This is a genomic window from Chryseobacterium sp. C39-AII1 (genome assembly GCF_039672645.1).
Classification (GTDB): Bacteria; Bacteroidota; Bacteroidia; order Flavobacteriales; family Weeksellaceae; genus Chryseobacterium.
In genome coordinates, this window is sequence record NZ_JBDFPQ010000001.1 from 314,203 (window position 1) to 333,558 (window position 19,356).

Here is a 19,356-nt window from a genome sequence, read left to right on the forward strand (position 1 = left end):
CGATATTTTTTAATTGTTTTTAGGGAAGGCGAGCCACCAGTCTTCCATTGATTTTATGATAGGCAATAGAGCAATGCCCTTTTCTGTTAATTTATATTCTACCCGTGGAGGGATTTCGTTGTAAGCAATTCTCAGAATGATGCCGTCGTTTTCCAGTTCTTTCAAAATGGTACTCAATGTTCCTTGAGATAAATTGTCTAATTCCCTTTTCAGCGTTCCGAATCGTTTCGGACAGTCATTAGCGATTATTTTGATGAGAGAAACCTTCCATTTTCCGTTGATCATCTTCAAAACGTGCTCTGCATGACAATTATTTGCCAGAAAAAGAAAATTTTCTGTGCAGCTAACGGTTTCATTATCAGAATTAGTATTAAAACTCATACCAAGTACGTTTTTTTTACCTACTTGACAGCAGGGTTTTATGTTGATACTTTTGAAGCTGTAAAGTTAAAATTTTATCAATAAATATGAGAAAGTTTCCGGAGTTTAACAAATGGTTGAGTTTAATTGTCATTTCAATGTCAATTTTTTTATGTGTGTTGGATCTTTTTATCGTGAATATTGCCATTCCTTCTATTAAAAATTCTCTTCATGCAACCACAGCAGAAACCCAGTTTATCATTGTTTTTTATATCATCGGATATGGCGCTTTTCTGATTACGGGAAGTAAAATAGGGAATAAATACGGTCCCAAAAAGACCTTTATCACGTCCATGTTCTGCTTTATGCTGTTTTCTTTTTTCTGCGGAAGTTCTGATTCTGCTTTGGGATTGAATCTGAGCAGACTTTTTCAAGGAATTTCTGCGGCGTTTATGGTTCCGCAAGGGGTAGTTTTAATATCAGATATATTTAAAATAGAGGAAGAAAGAGTAAAAGCGTTGGGGATTTATGGTGCTATTGCCGGAATTGCTTCAGTGATCGGACAGGTTTTAGGCGGAATTATTCCTGATTTGAAATTTAGTTTTCCTGCATGGAGACTAGTTTTCTTTATCAATATTCCAATTGCTGTTTTGGTGATTATGTTAGCCTGGAAATATGTGAAAGAAGTTGAAATCAAAACAAAAGAATCTATTCAGGTTTTTCCTCAAGTGATATTAATTGTTTTATTGATTACACTGATCTATGAAATTGTAATTGGCGGCGAAGAAGGATGGACTTTGGTCGGCATCCTCTTGTTAATTTCTTCCTTGACGGGATTGATCATTTTTATTTTAAATCAGAAAAATAAATTTAAAAACGGAAAAGAGGTTTTAATTAATATGCAGCCTTTTATGTATTCCAGTTTCAAAATAGCACTTTTAGCGGCGGTTACTTATTATCTGGTTCAGGATTCATATTTCTTTATCAATGCTAATTTTTTTGAAGATCATCATCATTTTAGTTCTACGAAAACTGGGTTATTGTTTGCCTGTCAGGGAATAGGGTATGTTTTGGCTTCTCTTTTATCAGTTAAATTTTTAAATAAATATCACGAAAAATTTATTGTTTTTGGCTTAATAGTGATGATTTTGGGATTGATGGGGCATATCTATACCGTCAATACGTTAACGGTTAATTTACCACTTGTTATGATTATTCTATTCTTTTACGGCATTGGTTGCGGAATTGTTTTGCCTTCGATGTTTACGAATGCCATGAGAAAACTGCCTGTCTCAATTACTTCAATTGCCACAGGCGTTTATCTTACCATTCAGCAAATTTCTATAGGCTTTGGCGTAAGTATTGTGGGGCGACTGTATTTTTCCTTCGATAACGGATATTTCATCGCGACCGTTATCATGATCGTTTTATTATTAATTACGATCGGTATATTTTCATTTTCGGGATATAAACTAAAAAGGTAGTCTTTCCAGAGTCATTTTCAGTGATAATGCGAAAACGCTTGAGGAGACAAAAAGTATCCAGTCTTTTTTATTGATTTTGAAGATATTTAAAAGAATGAAAAGCAGAATTAATATCGTAAAAACAATCGCAATCTGTCCCAATTCCAGTCCGATATTGAAACCTAAAAGAGGAACGGCAATGCTTTGGCTTTTGGCAATCATCACTCTGGCGGTGTTGGCAAATCCCATTCCGTGGATCAATCCGAAGAATAAAGCTAAATAATACGCCAATTTATTCTGGGATTGCTTTTTGTTTCTCATTACAATATTTGCGAAAGCCGTTATAACAATGGTTAAAGGAATTAAAAACTCAACCCAATCTGATGGAACTCTTACAATATCTAAAATACTCAACGCCAACGTAACGGAATGTCCGATGGTAAAAGCCGTTACAAGTATCAATATTTTTTTCAGATCGCTGAATGAATACACTGCAATTAATGCTAACACAAAAAGTTGATGATCTAATGCGTCTAAAGAGATGATGTGTTCCCAGCCGAGGTTGAGGTAGAAGAGAAAATCTTGCATGATAAAGATAATAGAGATTTAATTTTTTATCTTAAAATTGAATAATTTTTAATGTTATTTATGTTTTTGGACGATTTATTTAATTAACACATTGATTTGTAATAGTATCAAATAAAAATACTATAATTGCTATCATAATAAATGCAAAAATGAAATTAAAAAAACTACTATTTACAAAAGTAAACATTCCATTTGGAGAAACGAAACTTTTACGAAATGCTACAGCGGCTTTTCTTGGGTTATATTCTTATACAGTTTCCGCGCAGGTTCAAAAATTGGATTCACGATTTGAATTTTTACTCAATAATAAAGAAAAAATACAAAGAGGAGGTGTCATTAAGGAGTTGGAACGTTCGGATATGAAACTTGAGAAGCATTTGGTGGTAACTTCCAAAGGTGCTCAAACCATGTACTCATGTATTATATATACGAAAACACCTGAGAAATTGAAGGAAGACGGAATTTTGGTTCAGAGCAAGCTACCCACTTTTGCTACGGCTTTAGCGAGTATTGATGATATTGAGAAATTAAGAAATCTTCCTTATGTAATTTCTGTAATGGCTCCAGCTTATGAAGAACTTCATAATGATGTTGCCAGAGCACAATCTGGAGCAAATTTGTTACAAGATGGAGTTTTTAATAATACTGCTTATAACGGAACAGGAGTGCTTGTAGGGATTTTTGATTCAGGAATCGATTGGAAACATCCGGATTTCAGAAAAGCAGATGATCAAACGAAAAGTAGGATTGTTTCTATTTGGGATCAGACCTTAACGGCACAGGGCGCTGAAGTTCCCCCCACAGGATTTGCGACGGGAGTAGAATATACCAGAGCTCAGATTGAAGATGAGTTAGATGGTACTCCGGCTAATTTTGTCCGTGAAAATGATTCCAATGGTCATGGCTCTCACGTCTCAGGAACAGCTGCCGGAAATGGAATGGCAATAGCTGATAAAAGACATAAAGGGTTTGCTACGAATGCAGATATTGTTTTTGTAAAAGGAGGTAATGGTTCTTTTTCTACAACAAATATCATTAATTCTTTAACTTATTTTCAGAATGTTGCAACAGCTTTGAACAAACCTATTGTGGTAAATATGAGTATCGGAGGCCAGGCGAATGCACATGACGGCACAGGTCCACATGAAGTTGCTGTGAATAATTTTACAAATTCCGGTTCTGGAAGGGTAGTTGTGATTTCGGCAGGAAACGAGTATGGTAAAAATATTCACAGAAAAGTAGATATTGAACCTTCTGCTTCTCAATCTTATGTATTCACCGTATCAAGCAATACAACAGCAGATAGTATCTTCAGTTTTATTATGTTTGCGAATAACGACAGCCCTGTTACTGCTAAACTTACAACTCCTGACGGGCAACAATATATTCAAAATATAAGTACTAACACTTCTCATAATATTCTATCTGGAGGATTGGTGGCTACGATGTATAATTACTGGCATACGGATAATAATAAAAGATATGTTCAACTGGTTGTAACGAGACCTGCGGGATCTACTACGAATGCTCAAGGAACTTATACCTTGGAAATTACAAACAATTCTGCCCAAACTATTAATACAGATGGCTGGCTTTCATCGCAGGGGGTGGCTACCACCTTACAGAATGGAAATAACGAATATATCGTCGGTGCCCCAGGCAATGCATCCAATGCTATAACGGTAGCTGCCTATGCAGGAAGAACAACATATTTAAATAGTTCTACAGGATATTACTATTGGACTAATGATACCGCGGAGGGTATTGCTAGTTTCAGTTCACAAGGACCCCGGGTTGATGGTGTTTTAAAGCCGGAAATTGCTGCTTCAGGAGAGTATGTGATTTCTGCATTATCGTCAAGCAGCAGCCCAGCAACTAATCCTGCCGATACAGGACATGTAGACGGAACTTACTATTATAAAAATCAGGGAACAAGTATGTCTTCTCCGGCTGTAGCGGGAGCAGTAGCCTTATTGCTTCAGGCAAATCCTTCTCTTACAGCATCAGCAGTTAAGAACAGATTAACATCTACAGCAAGAAAGGATGCAATGACGGGAGCAACAGCAAATGCAAGATGGGGGAATGGTAAGCTGGATATTTATAAAGCAGTTACGAGTGAGTTGGGATGTGTGCCGTCCGAATATGAGACAATAAACTATGACACTCAATTTTATCAACAATCTTCTACAGGAAATTATTATTTCGATAATAATATTTTTGCAGTTAGATATACTCCAACTAAGATTGGAAAATTGGGTGGAGTAAGTTTTATGGTAGGAACCTCGGCCACGATGTCGGATGTACCATTTAATATAGAAATAAGAAAGGTAGATGCTAATGGGAATCCCGGAACATTGCTTGCTTCAAAAAGCTTTAGTTCTATTAAAAATACTTTCTATCGTAATGGTTGGAATTATATTGATCTTTCGAGCCTAAATGTTCAAACAACGACCAACCAGGATTTCTATGTTGTTTTGGATACAAGAAACGGAAGAATGAGCTTGTGGAGAGATAATACGGTTGCAGACGGAAGAAGCAAATCTTCTAGTAATGGAACCAGCTGGACGACTTCCTCGGCGGGGAATTTCAGAATCAGAGCTACCGTTTACGAAAATATTGCTGAGGTTAAAAATCTGGCAACATCTAATCAAACGAAAGCTTCTGCAGTGGCTAGCGGATACAACTACTTTACGAATGCATGTCAGCTAATCTCTAGGGTTGAAAAAGAAACAGCAAGTACAGTGTCAGGAAATGTGACTTCAAAAGTTTGGGTAGATAATGCTCAGCCAAATTATGTTTCAAGAAGATTTGAAATTAATCCTGAAACAGCAGCGACTACAGCAACCGGAAAAGTTACATTGTATTTCAAACAAGCAGAATTTGATGCTTATAATTTGACGAATACGGTAAAACTTCCTACTTCAAGTACAGATAATGCCAATAAAGCTAATCTTGTTATTGAAAAATATACAGGTACAAGTGCAAGTAGTACAGGAACAGTCGCTTCTTATGGAAGTGCTGCAACGACTATCACTCCAAATGTGGCAGATATTGTATGGAATAACACTTATCAGTATTGGGAGGTTAGCTTCCAGACGACAGGTTTCGGTGGATATTTTGTGAAAACAAATGCAGCTTCTTTAGGGTTGAATGATCTAAGAAATGAGGCGGGTGTAAATGTTTATCCGAATCCGGCTAAATCTGTTGTAAATGTAGAATTAGGAAAAGCTTCAAAAGCAACCGTAACTATTTTTGATGCTTCAGGAAAGCTGGTGAAAACAGCAAATATAACTTCTAAAGATAATAAAATAGATGTTTCTGGCTTGGTGAAAGGCAATTATGTATTCAATATCATTTTAGATAATGAAACAAAAGTTGTGAAGAAAGTAATTAAAGATTAATCTCTTTATTACATATAATATATGAAGGTGGCGGTTATTAACTGCCACTTTTTTTATATTTGTTTTGAAAAATTTTTTACATGGTTTCTCTTTTTAAAAAATCTGTTATATTTTCTTTACTCTTTCTGTTTTTGGGAGTTCAAAGTTCTTTTACGAAAGTAGATTTTCACCCTTACCACGTAGGTTCCGTAGAAATTAATTACAGTTCCAAATCCAAAACATTTGAAATTACAGGACGTTTTTTTCTTGACGATCTGGAAAACGGATTGGCGAAAAAATATGGAAAACCTTTTCATTTTAATGATCCGAAATATAAAAATCAATTAAATGAAGCGGTAAAAAGTTACGCTGCAGAATATTTTAAGTTAAAATCGAATAACAAATTTCTTAAAATTAACTATATCGGTTATGAAGAAGATAGTGAATCTGTAAATGTATATTTAGAAAGCGAAACCACCGAAAATCCTAAGAAAATAGAGGCTGCAGTTAGCTTTTTATATAACCTTTTTGATGATCATATTAATATCGTTCATATTATTGTGAATGATGTTAGAAAAAGTGAAAAATTATCATATCCTAATCGTTATCTGTTTCAGAGTTTCTAAGCTCATTGTATTTTGTTGAAATTTATATTTTACTTTATTGATGCAGTTTGTTGAGAATTAATTATATTAAGTGTAAAATTTTATTTAGATTTTTAATTATTTTGGCATAAGAATTGTGAAACTTATTAAAAACAACATAGTTATGAAAAAAAATAAAAAACAATTCAAACCGTTGACGGTTGTTCTCAACCGATTATTATAGTCAATATTCCTAAATTTTATCGGATTAAAATGATAGTACTTTTTAACTAAATGGCTACAAAATTCTACAGTTTTATTTAGCTATTCTCTGTAAAAAAATTTCCTAAGCGTCTTTCGAACAAAATTCAAAATTTATTAAACTTCATCATTATTTTACGGACATGTAATTTTGTTTTTAAGCGAAATAAAAACCATTTGTCCTCATATAAAGGTAAGAACAGAATTCTTTAAATAATACAACCGATTTCTTAAGAAAATATCGAAAGTTTATTACCATTTGTTTTAACTATTCAATAACAATATTTAAGCTTGGATCTTAATTTATTTTAAAATTCAATCATTTTTTGTGTGGCGGCAGAATTTTTTGTTCTGCCGTTTTTTTATTGTTTTTGAAAATTTTAGTTAAAAACAGAAGTGTATTTTATTCAGGTTTTAGGTGGAAATTTTAAGTTTTTAAATTTGATGAGCTTAAAACATACTTTTGCGAAATTTTGAATTAATGGAATATTTAATAATTAATTAGAATTACATTGGAATGAATTAAAAATTGATAAATTATAGGTAATAATTAATTTTTGTTAATAATATTTGGTTATTGTTGGTGAATGGATTATATTTGTTTTTAAGACTGAACTACATTTTATATAAGATTTAATAATACTATATAAGTGATAAGATGACGAATGTATCGTAATGATTGTAAAAATCATGAAATATTTTAAAATTCAGTTTGAAAAATGATAACCTAAAAAAACTTAGAATGAAAATAGTAAATCACCCTCTGAAAAAAGTATTAAAATTTCCCATTTAGACTAACTTTTTTTCTTTCCTGATGTTATTTATTATCAGTGAAATACAGACGTTTTTTTTCAATGTAAATTTCTATGTCTGCGTTATTTTTGTTCAAAATATACAATCACAATTAAAAAATAGTAATATGAAACTAAGAAACATTTGTTCTTTGGCTTTATTTTTAAGTTTTAGTTCAATCAGTTTTGCTCAGGTTGGGATTAATACACCTAATCCACAAGGAGCTTACACTATTGATGCTGCTAAGGATAATCCTCCTACGGGAGCTCCTTCTGCGGCGCAGGCTGCTAACGACATTACAGTGACTTCCACTGGAAATATGGGGATCGGACTTACGGTTCCTACTAATAAGCTCCATATAAGTGGTACAAATCCTGTGAGGTTGCAAGGTTTAACAGCCGCAGCCAGTGGCGATAATATCTTGGCAACAGATGGTACCGGCGTTCTAAAATCACTTGGTAGTCTGGAAAGTTTGGCTATTCCTGCTCCGGCTGTATTGGTTTTAAGGACAGCACAAACCAACTTTTTACAATCAGCAGGTGGCGGAGGAACGCAAAGATTACCTTTGGAGGTAGGGCGAAATAATATTCCGGGATTACTTTATGATGAGGCTACAAGTACGGTAACATTTCCCAATGGCGTTTATCAGATTACTTTTGTTTATGAAGCTACGCATAATGCTACAAGCTGTACATTGAGTTCATATTTTATGGATTTTCCGGGGATACATGCAAGGCGTATTCATAGCACGGCGGCTCATAATCAAGGGGGATCTTCCAACCATGGAGGATCAATCACTTTTTCTGCTTTATTTGACGGTACTTCCAGCAATACCTGGGTAATCAATATGGGACGTGGAGTCTCCGGTAACTGTACAGGTGCCGGTATGACTCTTACAGATTATGCCACACAGGTTTTAATCTTTAAGCTGGGAAATTAATTCCATAATAAGTTTTAAAATCTCTCTCTTACTTATTTATAAGACTAGGATTAAAAATCACTTTCTATCAAATTAAACAACACAAATACAATATACATCCAAAGCATTTACCAAGGTAGGTGCTTTTTTTATTGAAAATTAAAATTAACTTTTAAAAATAATACACATTTTGGAGAATAATAAAAGAATGATTTAATGATAAATTACTAAATAGTGAAATAATTTTCAAACAATTATGATTTAATTTTTATTGAATTTAAGGCAGATATTAAAATTTATTAATATTATTTGGTAGGTATTATGGTATTTTATATATTTGGAAAATATTTTAAAAGGATATTAAGGATAAAAAAAGGAATTTCTGTTCAAGTTAATTTTTTTTATAAATTAATTTGAATAGAAAATTAGACTTATTATAAATTTTAAAACAATAAAAACACACAAAAAATGAAAAAAACACAAACACATATTTCAATTTCCGGAATTTTCCAACCGTACCTTTGCTACACTTATAACTAAGCCGATTGTTTAACAATCGTTAGCACACACCTTATCCTTTTAATTAAGGAAATCTTGAAAAATAATTTAACATAAATACACATTGAAATGAATTTTAAACACTTTTACCCATTACTCGCTGTTTTTGCTTTCAGCGGCGCATACGCCCAAGTAGGGATAAACACCCCTCAACCGCAATCTACATTTGATATTGTAGGAAATGCAGCTTCTACCTCTGCAAAAGATGGGGTTACTGCACCAAGAATTACGAGACAGCAGTTGGCAGCTAAAGTTGCCGGAACCTATGCTGCAGCACAAACTGGAGCTTTGGTATATGTTACTGATGCAACGACTCCTACAGGAACTACACCCAGTTTAGCACAGACAACTAATATTTCAAGAGCAGGATATCATTATTTTGATGGTACATCTTGGAAGCAGCTTAATGACCCAGACAACACCTCATTGTCTACAAATATTTACAATTCTGATGGAACATTAACGGCTAATCGTATTGTATCACAGTCAGATAAATCTTTAACGTTTAATGGAACTATTGCTAATGCTTTTTCCATCAATAGAAGCACTTCGGCTAATCCTATTTTATCTGTAGATGCAGCTAATGACAGGGTGGGTATAGGAACTACAGTTCCACGATCAAGATTTGATATTGTAGCAGATAATTTAGGAGGAGGTACACCTAATGACTTTAGCTTCACAGGATATGGTACATCTAAGAATCCAGCATTATTTTTAGCATCAGCTGGTGGTACTGTGGCCGCTCCGGCGAATTTACTTTTAAATGATATTATTGGGAGCGTTCATTTTACCCCTCGTGTTAACGGTGTTTTTCAAACAGGCTCTGCTATTTTCTCAAATTATAGAGGGGATGGAACAAATAATTCTACAGATCTAGGTTTATATACATCTGGAGTAGAGAGAATAAGAATAGACCCTGCAGGTAATCTTGGTATTGGGAATACTACTCCTACTGTTAAGTTAGATATTAATTCAGGCGGAACTTCTACCACACCAGTTACTGCTGTGAAAATTGTAGATGGAAATCAGGCAGTTGGAAAAGTTTTAACCTCGGATGCAAATGGTTTGGCTACTTGGCAAACTCCCTCTGCACAATCTAGTGTAAATATTTATAATACAGATGGAACACTTACAGGTAACAGAGTAGTGACCCAAGGGGCTAATAACCTTACATTTAATGGAACCACGGGTAATTTAATTGTTCAGTCAAATAATAATGGAGCTCAACGTTCTTATTTTTCAAATACCAATACGGGAGCTAATAGCCGCATGGATGTTGCAGTTGCAGCAGGAACTGGAGGTGTATATTTGGGGGTAGATAATGGTTCTGGTATTTTTGGTGCAGGCTCTAAAGGTTACCTGGATAACCGATCTGGAGGAAGATTCGCTTTTGGATCAACAGGAGTTGAGCAGATGACTATAGCTGCTAATGGGAATGTAGGAATCGGAAATTCTTCTCCAAGTGTAAAACTTGATATTAATTCAGGAGGTACTTCTACTACGCCTGTAGCAGCATTTAAAATTGTAGATGGTAATCAAAGTGCAGGGAGAATTTTAACATCCGATGCGAATGGTGTAGCTACATGGCAAGATCCTGCATCTACCAGCAGCGTAAATATTTATAATTCTAATGGTACTTTAACAGGAAATAGAGTGGTAACTCAAGCTGCAAATACGTTAGCATTTACTTCTACTGCAACCAATGGTTTCTCTGTTGATGGAGCTACATTATCAGTAGATGCAGCAAATGACAGAGTGGGGTTTGGAACTACAGCACCGTTAGCAAAAACTGATGCCGTGGGAACTACATTTGGTATGAGAATGGCGGGGGGCAATTGGGATAACCTTTGGTTTAATTTAACAGCAAATGGACCTTCTATTAACGCATCAGGTGCTGAAACTGGGATGAACTTTAATGTAGGAACTAATGCGACAGGAACCTATGGAGACGGGCAAACTTTAACAACAGTTGCTACCATGAGAGCCAACGGAAACATGGGAATCGGCACTACCAATCCTTTACAGAGATTGCATATTACATCTGGCGGAACTTCTACAGCACCAGTAGCGGCAATGAGAATAGAAGATGGTAACCAGGCAGCAGGGAAAATATTAACATCCGATGCGAATGGTGTAGCTACATGGCAAGATCCTGCAGCAACCAGCAGCGTAAATATTTATAATTCTAATGGTACTTTAACAGGAAATAGAATAGTAACTCAAGCTGCTAATACACTAGCATTTAACTCTAGTGTGGCTAGTGGGTTTTCTTTAACCAATACATCAGGAACAGCAGCAGTAATTACTTCACCCGCTAATACCAATGTTATTCCAAGTTTGCGTATCGGGGGGGCATCTTCTACTCCAGCAGTAGGACAAGGTGCTTGGATAGGCTTAAACCCGAACTTTAGTCAAGGTTCTTATCCTATTGCAGTTGGAGCGGTATATTCTACAGCTTCAGCAGGAGAAGGAAGTGCAGATTTTGCGGTGGCAACATCTTCAGGTGGTAATGCTTCTGTAAGAATGACTGTGAAAAATAGTGGAAATGTTGGTATCGGAACTATATCACCAGCATCCACATTGCATGTTGCAACTAATGATGAAGGCTTGATTAATGAAAGATTTGCTTCAGGAGGTGGAAACTGGCCAACTTTGGTATTAAGACGTAGTGGGTCTGCAACACTGGGAACTAATGCGGCGGTGGCATCTGGCAACGGTTTAGGAGCAATCGTTTTTGCAGGAAATACGGGATCAGGCTATAATACAGATTATACAGGAACAAGTAGCAGTATCAGATCTAACAGTACACAGGCTTTTTCTGGAACTACGATGGGATCTAATATGACATTCTTTACGGTAGCAAACGGAACCAATACCGCGGCTCAAAGAATGATTCTTACGCATGACGGAAATGTGGGAATCGGAACATCTACACCTACCTCTTTGCTTTCTGTAAATGGTTCGGCAGATAAACCGGGTGGAGGTTCTTGGGGAACTTTCTCGGATAGAAGAGTGAAAAAAGATATCAATGAGTTTAAAGATGGTTTAAATGTAATCAATCAATTGAAACCTGTGGTGTATAAGTATACAGAAAAATCAGGATATACAGATCTTAATAAAGAATATGTTGGATTTATTGCACAGGAGGTAGAAAAAGCAGCACCTTATATGGTAAATGTGATGGATGATTCTGCTAAAAGCGGCTTGAAAGATAAAAGAGAGCTTGATGAAAGCGCGTTGACTAAAATTTTGGTAAATGCGGTGAAAGAACAACAGAAAGAAATTGAATTATTGAAAACTCAAGTAAAAGAATTGCTAGAGCTTAATAAAAAGAAGTAATAATTTCAATTTTTAAGTTAAAAGTTCCCGCTTTATCTTTATTAGGCAAAAAATTCTAATAACACAAATACAAAACACCTGTTTCGACAGGTGTTTTTTTTGTATAAATATTGAATTTTAAAAAGATATTTTTTTAATAATTTTAAGTTTAATGATTAATTATTTTTAACATTAGTTGGCAGATGTTATTATAATTTATATATTTGAGGGTCTTTGGGTGAATATCAATAATTAAAATATGTCTGTTGCAGGATTTATTTTAATTATACAATTACGGCTTTGCTGGTGTTTTTGAATATTTTAAACGTAGAAAAAAACTTGCCATGAAAATAATATATTCTTCTTAACTGGAACCAAGCAGTTTAGATATTCATATCATTTCAATTTTCACAATTCCTTTTTTCTTCTTTAATTATCATAAAACAGATTTAAGTTTAAATTAAATAACGATTATAATATGAAAAAAATTAAACATTTTTACCCTTTAATTGCAGTCTTTGCTTTTTCAGGTTTATACGCCCAAGTAGGGATAAATACTGCTAATCCCCAATCTACACTTGATGTTGTTGGAAATGTAGCTTCTACATCTTCTAAGGATGGCGTTACTGCGCCTAGGCTTACAAGACAACAGTTAGCAGCAAAAGCAGCCGGTACGTATGCGGCGGCACAGTTGGGTACCTTGGTGTATGTTACTGATGCTACTACGCCAACCGGAACTACACCCAGTTTAGCACAAACTGCTAACATTGCCAAAGCAGGATACCATTATTTTGACGGAACAACCTGGAAGCAGCTTACAGATGTTGATACTGTAACTTCTTCAGTAAATATTTATAATTCAGACGGTACACTTACGAGCAATAGAGTAGTGACGCAAGGAGCCAACACCTTAGCATTTACTTCTACGGCAGTAAATGGGTTTTCTGTAGATGGTTCCACTTTATCTGTAGATGCAGCTAATGACAGAGTAGGATTGGGAACTACCATTCCACGATCAAGATTCGAGATCGTATCGGATAATGTGGGAGGGGGGGCCGCAAATGATTTTAATTTTACAGGCTACGGAACCTCTAAAAATCCGGCTTTATTCTTCGCTTCGGCAAGTGGTACAGCAGCAGCTCCAACCAATTTATTGGTAAACGATATTATTGGAGCATTGTACTTTACACCTCGTGTAAGTGGTGCATTTCCTACGGGATCCAGTATTGTTGCCAATTACAGAGGCGATGGAACAACTAATCTTACTGACTTGGCGTTTGCTACTTCCAATGCAGAACGTGTAAGAATTGATACTAGTGGAAATGTTGGAATAGGAAATACCGCACCCACGGTAAAATTAGATGTCAATTCCGGAGGAACTTCTACTACACCAATTGCAGCGGTAAAAATCGTAGACGGAAATCAGGCGGCAGGTAAAATTTTGACTTCCGATGGTACTGGTGTAGCGACTTGGCAAACCCCTGCCGTACAATCGAGTGTAAATATTTATAATACAGATGGAACACTTACAGGAAACAGAGTTGTAACGCAAGGTGCTAGTAACCTAACTTTTAATGGAACCACGGGTAATTTAATTGTTCAGTCAAATAATAATGGAGCTCAACGTTCATATTTTTCAAATACCAATACTGGAGCTAATAGCCGCATGGATGTTGCGGTTGCAGCAGGAACTGGAGGTGTATATTGGGGGGTAGATAATGGTTCTGGTATTTTTGGTTCTGGCTCTAAAGGCTACCTGGATAACCGCTCTGGAGGAAGATTCGCTTTTGGATCAACAGGAGTTGAGCAGATGACTATAGCGACTAATGGAAATGTGGGGATTGGAACTGCTGCTCCTAATAGTATTCTTGATCTGGGAACGTCCAACGGAGCAGCAAGTGTAACAGCGGCAGCGGGTAAAAAATTAGCAATCTTCAACAATGCAGCAGGTACAGATTTTTATGGCTTGGGGATTAATACCAATTATCTTCAGTTCCATGCAGGATCTGTAGCAACAGCGGCACCGGGAATGGTGTTGGGAACTTCAGGAAATGTAGGAATTGGCTCTACGGCTCCAGCCAGAAAATTGCAGGTAGAAGGAGCGGGATTATTTAATGCTGCAGTCACTACGGCAACTACCAAAGATGCTATTGATATTAATATCGGGCAGGATGGTTTTACCTATGGAAATAGAACAGATAATTTTGGGATCAATATAAGATCAGCTTCTACGGTAGGCACAGGCTCTGTTGCCAGATTCAATTTTGGAGATACCAATACAACTACGGCAGGTACAGGAAAGTATTTATCATTTAGCGTAGGTAATGGACTTAACGAACTGATGTACCTTACAGATACTAACAGTGGCAGAGTGGGAATAGGTACCACTACTCCAAGTGCTAAAGTCTCCATTTCTTCGTCTATTGCAGGCGCAGTATTATCTTTACAAAATACAAGTATTACAGGAAATCCTACCTTAAACATTTATCCCGGCTATACTTCTAATGGGGCAACTATTTCTCCTGGAAACCAATATGCCGTAGTATTTGATCAGGATCCGGGGGTAACTACAGGAACCAATAGAGCACTGTACGACTTCCATGGTGAAGTAAGAGCGGTAAGTACTTCTACACTTTCAGATATCCGATTAAAAAAAGATATTATTAATCTTAACGAATACGGACTAAAAGAAATCATGAAAATACAGCCTAGAAGATATCATTTTAAAGAATACGATACCCCAGATATCGGAGTAATTGCTCAAGAGCTAAAAGCTGTTGTTCCAGAATTAGTTAACGGTAACGAAAATGAAGGATTACTTTCTGTAGATTATTCAAAACTATCTTTGATTCTTATTAACGGGATGAAAGAACAGCAGGCAGAAATTAAAGAACAAAAGAAAGAAATAGATCTTTTGAAACAGCAGGTGAAAGAATTGATAGAACTTAATAAAAAATAAATTTTCAATTTTTTTAGATAAAGGTTCCCATTTATCGCTATTTAGGCAAAAAATTCTAATAACACAAATACAAAAACATCTGCTTGGGCAGGTGTTTTTTCATTATTATATGAATTTGTCTTTTTTAAAATAATTTAAAAGTAAGTGATGAAACAGTAATCTTGAGAGAAGTTGTAATTGGTATTCGTTAATTATTAGTAAAAAGTAGTGAAGATGAATAGTTAAAACTTACCATTTGTTGTTAAAATCTCATCATTTTATTATGTAAGATATGATTTGATAATTTTTTATAGTGTGTTAAAGAAAAAATAAAAATGTAACAACTTTAACAGGTTTTTGTCATGAAAAAGGGATAAATATTTAAGTAGATGCAAAAATAGAATAAAAGGTCAATGATGTTTTTTTTTCTTTATTTAGATAAAATAAATGTTGTAAATAAAACACAATTTGGAGAATAAAAATACAATTTATTTATTTTTAATCAGAATGAAGTGAAATATATTTTAAAATTTATTTCTTTAATTATTCAATATATTGCAGAAATTATTAATTATTTTTAACATTGTTTGGCGTATATTAAGAAAATTTATATATTTGGTACTGTATTGAACGGAAAATTATAGGTAAATCAATGAGCTTTTAAAAGTTTATAATTTACTTAATACATCAGTTAGAGATTTGTATATATTAATTAACATTTTTTACACCAACTAAAAACACTTGCCATGGAAGAAAGAAGACTTTATTTGCCAAAAGAAATTATAAACAGATTTCCTTCTTTAGATATCCTTTTGTGATATATCTTACTGCTTCATTCATTTTTTATAGTCGGAAATCCGAATTTTCTATCACTTTTAATTTTAAATATTAACCTAAATAAACATTGACATGAAATTTAAACACTTTTACCCTTTGCTCGCCGTTTTTGCATTTAGCGGCGCATACGCCCAAGTAGGGATAAATACAGCCAATCCGCAGTCTACACTAGATGTGGTGGGGAATGTTGCCTCTACCTCTACAAAAGATGGTGTTACAGCACCAAGAATTACCAGACAGCAATTGGCGGCTAAAGTTGCCGGAACCTATGCTGCTGCACAATCCGGAACCTTAGTATATGTTACGGATTTTACTACGCCTACGGGAACTACGCCCAGTTTGGCACAAACTACTAATATTACCAAAGTAGGATACTACTATTTTGATGGCACCGTATGGAAACAGATTTCTGATACAGATTCTCCTTCTGTGAATATTTATAATTCTAATGGAAGTTTAACAGGTAACAGAACAGTAACGCAGGCTGCTAATACATTGGCATTTACTTCTACGGCGGTTAATGGCTTTTCGGTTGATGGTACTACTTTTTCGGTAGACGCAGCTAACAATAGAATAGGATTGGGAACAATAGCACCTGCCAGTAAGTTTGATGTTGTTTCAGATAATGAAGGCTCTGCAGCTGGTAATGATTTCAACTTTAGAGGGTTTGGAACTTCTAAAAATCCTGCTCTCTTCTTATCTTCAGCAGGTGGTACACTTGCCGCGCCAACAAATTTGGTAACGGGAGATCTCACAGGAACTTTATTTTTTACCGGAAGAGCCAATAATACTTCCGTAAACTCTAGTATTTCATCAGCCTATCGCGGAGATGGGACAACAGCATTAACAGATTTAATGTTTACTACTTCCAACGCTGAACGAATGAGAATAGATCCTACAGGAAATGTAGGTATAGGAAATACAGCTCCTACCGTAAAATTAGACATTAATTCAGGAGGTACTTCTACAGCACCCGTTACGGCAATAAAAATTGTAGACGGTAATCAGGCAGCAGGAAAAATATTAACTTCTGATGCTAATGGAGAGGGAACCTGGCAAATCCCAGCCGTGCAATCTAGTGTAAATATTTATAATACAGACGGAACTTTAACAGATAATCGTATAGTTTCTCAATCCAACCGTTCATTAGCTTTTAACGGAACTATCGCCAATGCTTTTTCTGTGAATAGAAGTTCATCTGCCAATCCTATCTTGACAGTAGATGCGGCTAATGACAGAGTAGGAATTGGTACCAATATACCAAGATCAAGATTCGAAATCGTATCAGATAATGTTGGAGGTGGTGCTGCAAATGATTTTAATTTTACAGGATATGGCACTTCCAAAAACCCGGGATTATTTTTTGCCGCAGCAAGTGGTACTGCCGCAGCTCCTACGAATCTGCTTGTAAATGATCTTATTGGGGGGATATATTTTACTCCTCGTGCTAATGGTGGTTTTCCAACGGGTTCAAGTGTAGTTTCAGGTTATCGAGGTGATGGAACAACAAATCTTACTGATTTGATGTTCACAACTTCCGGTACAGAAAGAGTAAGAATAGATCCTACAGGAAATGTAGGAATAGGAAATACAGCTCCCACTGTAAAATTAGACATTAATTCAGGAGGAACTTCGGGTACGCCTATTGCAGCAGTGAAAATTGTAGATGGAAATCAGGCAGCAGGAAAAATATTAACTTCTGATGCCAATGGAGAGGGAACTTGGCAAACACCAGCAGTACAATCGAGTGTAAATATTTATAATACGAATGGCTCTCTTACAGGTAATAGAGTAGTAACACAAGGTGCTAATACATTGGCATTTACTTCTACGGCTACTAACGGATTTTCAGTGGATGGATCTACATTGTCTGTAGATGCGGCAAATGACAGAGTGGGTATTGGTACTACTACTCCTGTAGCAAAAATAGATGCAGTTGGCTCTACTTTTGGGATGAGAATGGCAGCCGGTAGCTGGGATAATCTTTGGTTTGACTTAACGGCAAATGGACCTTCTATAAATGCTTCTGGAGCTGAAACGGGGATCAATTTCAATGTAGGTACTAATGCCACAGGAACGTATGGAGATGGGCAAACCTTAACCACGGTTGCCACGATGAGACCTAGCGGAAATATGGGGATTGGAACGACAAATCCAGAAGTAAGATTGCATGTAGTGTCTCCTACTGCGGCTTCAGGTAGATTTAATTTGATTGATGCGCCACAAGGCACAGGAGAAAATCCTATTTTGGCGTTAAGAAATACATCAACTCTAGCAACTAGTAACAAAGCTTATTTAGGTTTCTCTAATGCGGGACCTACAGCAGGAGGAGCAGACTGGCAAATAGGAAGTATTCGTACCTCGGCAACTGCTGGAGGAGTTAATCAGGATTTTTACATAGGAAATGCCACTACAGGAACGTTGAATGAGCGTGTAAGAGTAGCTTCTAATGGTAATGTGGGAATAGGAGTATCTGTACCTACAGAAAAACTTCACGTTGCCGGAAATATCTTAGCTTCTGGAACGGTAACTCCTTCAGATATAAGAATTAAAAAAGATATCGTAAACAACGTGTATGGTTTACATGAAGTGTTAAAATTGAGAACTATTAATTATCGTTATAAAGATGAAAATTTAAGTAAAGATAAAAAAATAGGTTTCGTTGCTCAGGAGATAAAAGCAGCAATGCCAGAATTGGTAGTAACTGCTAATGATGAAATGAAAACCTTAGGAGTTAATTATGCTGAAATGACAGTAGTGCTTACAAAAGCAGTTCAGGAGCAGCAGCAGATTATTAAAAATCAACAGACGCAAATTGACGATTTAAAAGCTAAAGTTGAAAGTCTGCTTCTTAAAAAGTAATATAATCAGCTTTAATAAAAGTTCCCAACATTTTAACAGGTAAAAATTCTAATAACACAAATATCATATACATTCAAAACACTTACTTTGGTAAGTGTTTTTTTTATGAAAATAGGCCTCATTTTTCTACCTAATGACCAGTTCAAAGAATTTTTAAAATGTACATCTTAATAGAAAATTATTTTTATTATCAAAAGGTGTTTTTTAATTTAAATAATACCTATTTTTTTATTAAATAACATATTATATTTTTTATTTATGTTTGAATATAAAATATTTTAAATATATTTTTGGTGTGATTTGATTAGCATAATTTTAAATATAATGAATTATTGATATTTTTTTTGGTTTATGTTGGTTGGTTTTATATCTTTGAATAAATATTTTGATAGTTATACTGAGATAATAATATTTTAAAGCCAATTAAATATATTTTTAGCAGGCAACTGGGGATTCAATCTTAGTTATAATTAAAAAAATAAACACACAAAATGAG

General features: G+C 35.2%; 9 protein-coding genes. 7 read left to right on the forward strand and 2 right to left on the reverse strand.

Annotation, left to right across the window (positions count from 1 at the left end; all coding sequences use genetic code 11):
* Window positions 1–9: 9 nt before the first annotated feature.
* Window positions 10–381, reverse strand: coding sequence for a helix-turn-helix domain-containing protein (locus tag ABEG63_RS01310; protein ID WP_346582362.1), 372 nt, complete (start codon window positions 379–381; stop codon window positions 10–12).
* 137 nt (window positions 382–518) lie between these two features.
* On the opposite strand from ABEG63_RS01310, the gene ABEG63_RS01315 reads away from it, so the two are divergent.
* Entirely contained in the window at window positions 519–1,844 is a 1,326-nt protein-coding gene (locus ABEG63_RS01315; protein ID WP_346582364.1) for an MFS transporter, read from the forward strand.
* Here ABEG63_RS01315 and ABEG63_RS01320 read toward each other — a convergent pair.
* A complete protein-coding gene (locus ABEG63_RS01320) occupies window positions 1,833–2,411 on the reverse strand; it encodes a HupE/UreJ family protein (protein WP_346582366.1) in 579 nt (192 codons plus the stop codon). The genes ABEG63_RS01315 and ABEG63_RS01320 overlap by 12 nt on opposite strands.
* Before the next feature lie 149 nt (window positions 2,412–2,560).
* Between ABEG63_RS01320 and ABEG63_RS01325 the strand changes: the two genes are divergently transcribed.
* From ABEG63_RS01325 to ABEG63_RS01350, 6 genes are all read left to right on the forward strand, one after another.
* The gene (locus tag ABEG63_RS01325) at window positions 2,561–5,812 is read left to right on the forward strand and encodes a S8/S53 family peptidase (RefSeq protein WP_346582368.1); all 3,252 of its coding nucleotides are present in this window, start codon (window positions 2,561–2,563) and stop codon (window positions 5,810–5,812) included.
* Between the two features lie 80 nt (window positions 5,813–5,892).
* A complete protein-coding gene (locus ABEG63_RS01330) occupies window positions 5,893–6,417 on the forward strand; it encodes a DUF6702 family protein (RefSeq protein ID WP_346582370.1) in 525 nt (174 codons plus the stop codon).
* Window positions 6,418–7,555: 1,138 nt separating this feature from the next.
* Entirely contained in the window at window positions 7,556–8,368 is an 813-nt protein-coding gene (locus ABEG63_RS01335; protein WP_346582372.1) for a hypothetical protein, read from the forward strand.
* A gap of 606 nt (window positions 8,369–8,974) precedes the next feature.
* Window positions 8,975–12,244, forward strand: a complete 3,270-nt coding sequence (locus ABEG63_RS01340; protein WP_346582374.1) for a tail fiber domain-containing protein — start codon at window positions 8,975–8,977, stop codon at window positions 12,242–12,244.
* 457 nt (window positions 12,245–12,701) lie between these two features.
* Entirely contained in the window at window positions 12,702–15,182 is a 2,481-nt protein-coding gene (locus ABEG63_RS01345; protein ID WP_346582378.1) for a tail fiber domain-containing protein, read from the forward strand.
* An 888-nt stretch (window positions 15,183–16,070) separates the two neighbouring features.
* Window positions 16,071–18,860, forward strand: a complete 2,790-nt coding sequence (locus ABEG63_RS01350; protein ID WP_346582382.1) for a tail fiber domain-containing protein — start codon at window positions 16,071–16,073, stop codon at window positions 18,858–18,860.
* Window positions 18,861–19,356 lie beyond the last annotated feature (496 nt).

Excerpts from the sequence above, each read along its gene's own strand:
- ABEG63_RS01310 (WP_346582362.1), bottom strand. The coding sequence starts at position 381 with ATGAGTTTTAATACTAATTCTGATAATGAAACCGTTAGCTGCACAGAA.
- ABEG63_RS01315 (WP_346582364.1), top strand. The coding sequence starts at position 519 with ATGTCAATTTTTTTATGTGTGTTGGATCTTTTTATCGTGAATATTGCC.
- ABEG63_RS01320 (WP_346582366.1), bottom strand. The coding sequence starts at position 2,411 with ATGCAAGATTTTCTCTTCTACCTCAACCTCGGCTGGGAACACATCATC.
- ABEG63_RS01325 (WP_346582368.1), top strand. The coding sequence starts at position 2,561 with ATGAAATTAAAAAAACTACTATTTACAAAAGTAAACATTCCATTTGGA.
- ABEG63_RS01330 (WP_346582370.1), top strand. The coding sequence starts at position 5,893 with ATGGTTTCTCTTTTTAAAAAATCTGTTATATTTTCTTTACTCTTTCTG.
- ABEG63_RS01335 (WP_346582372.1), top strand. The coding sequence starts at position 7,556 with ATGAAACTAAGAAACATTTGTTCTTTGGCTTTATTTTTAAGTTTTAGT.
- ABEG63_RS01340 (WP_346582374.1), top strand. The coding sequence starts at position 8,975 with ATGAATTTTAAACACTTTTACCCATTACTCGCTGTTTTTGCTTTCAGC.
- ABEG63_RS01345 (WP_346582378.1), top strand. The coding sequence starts at position 12,702 with ATGAAAAAAATTAAACATTTTTACCCTTTAATTGCAGTCTTTGCTTTT.
- ABEG63_RS01350 (WP_346582382.1), top strand. The coding sequence starts at position 16,071 with ATGAAATTTAAACACTTTTACCCTTTGCTCGCCGTTTTTGCATTTAGC.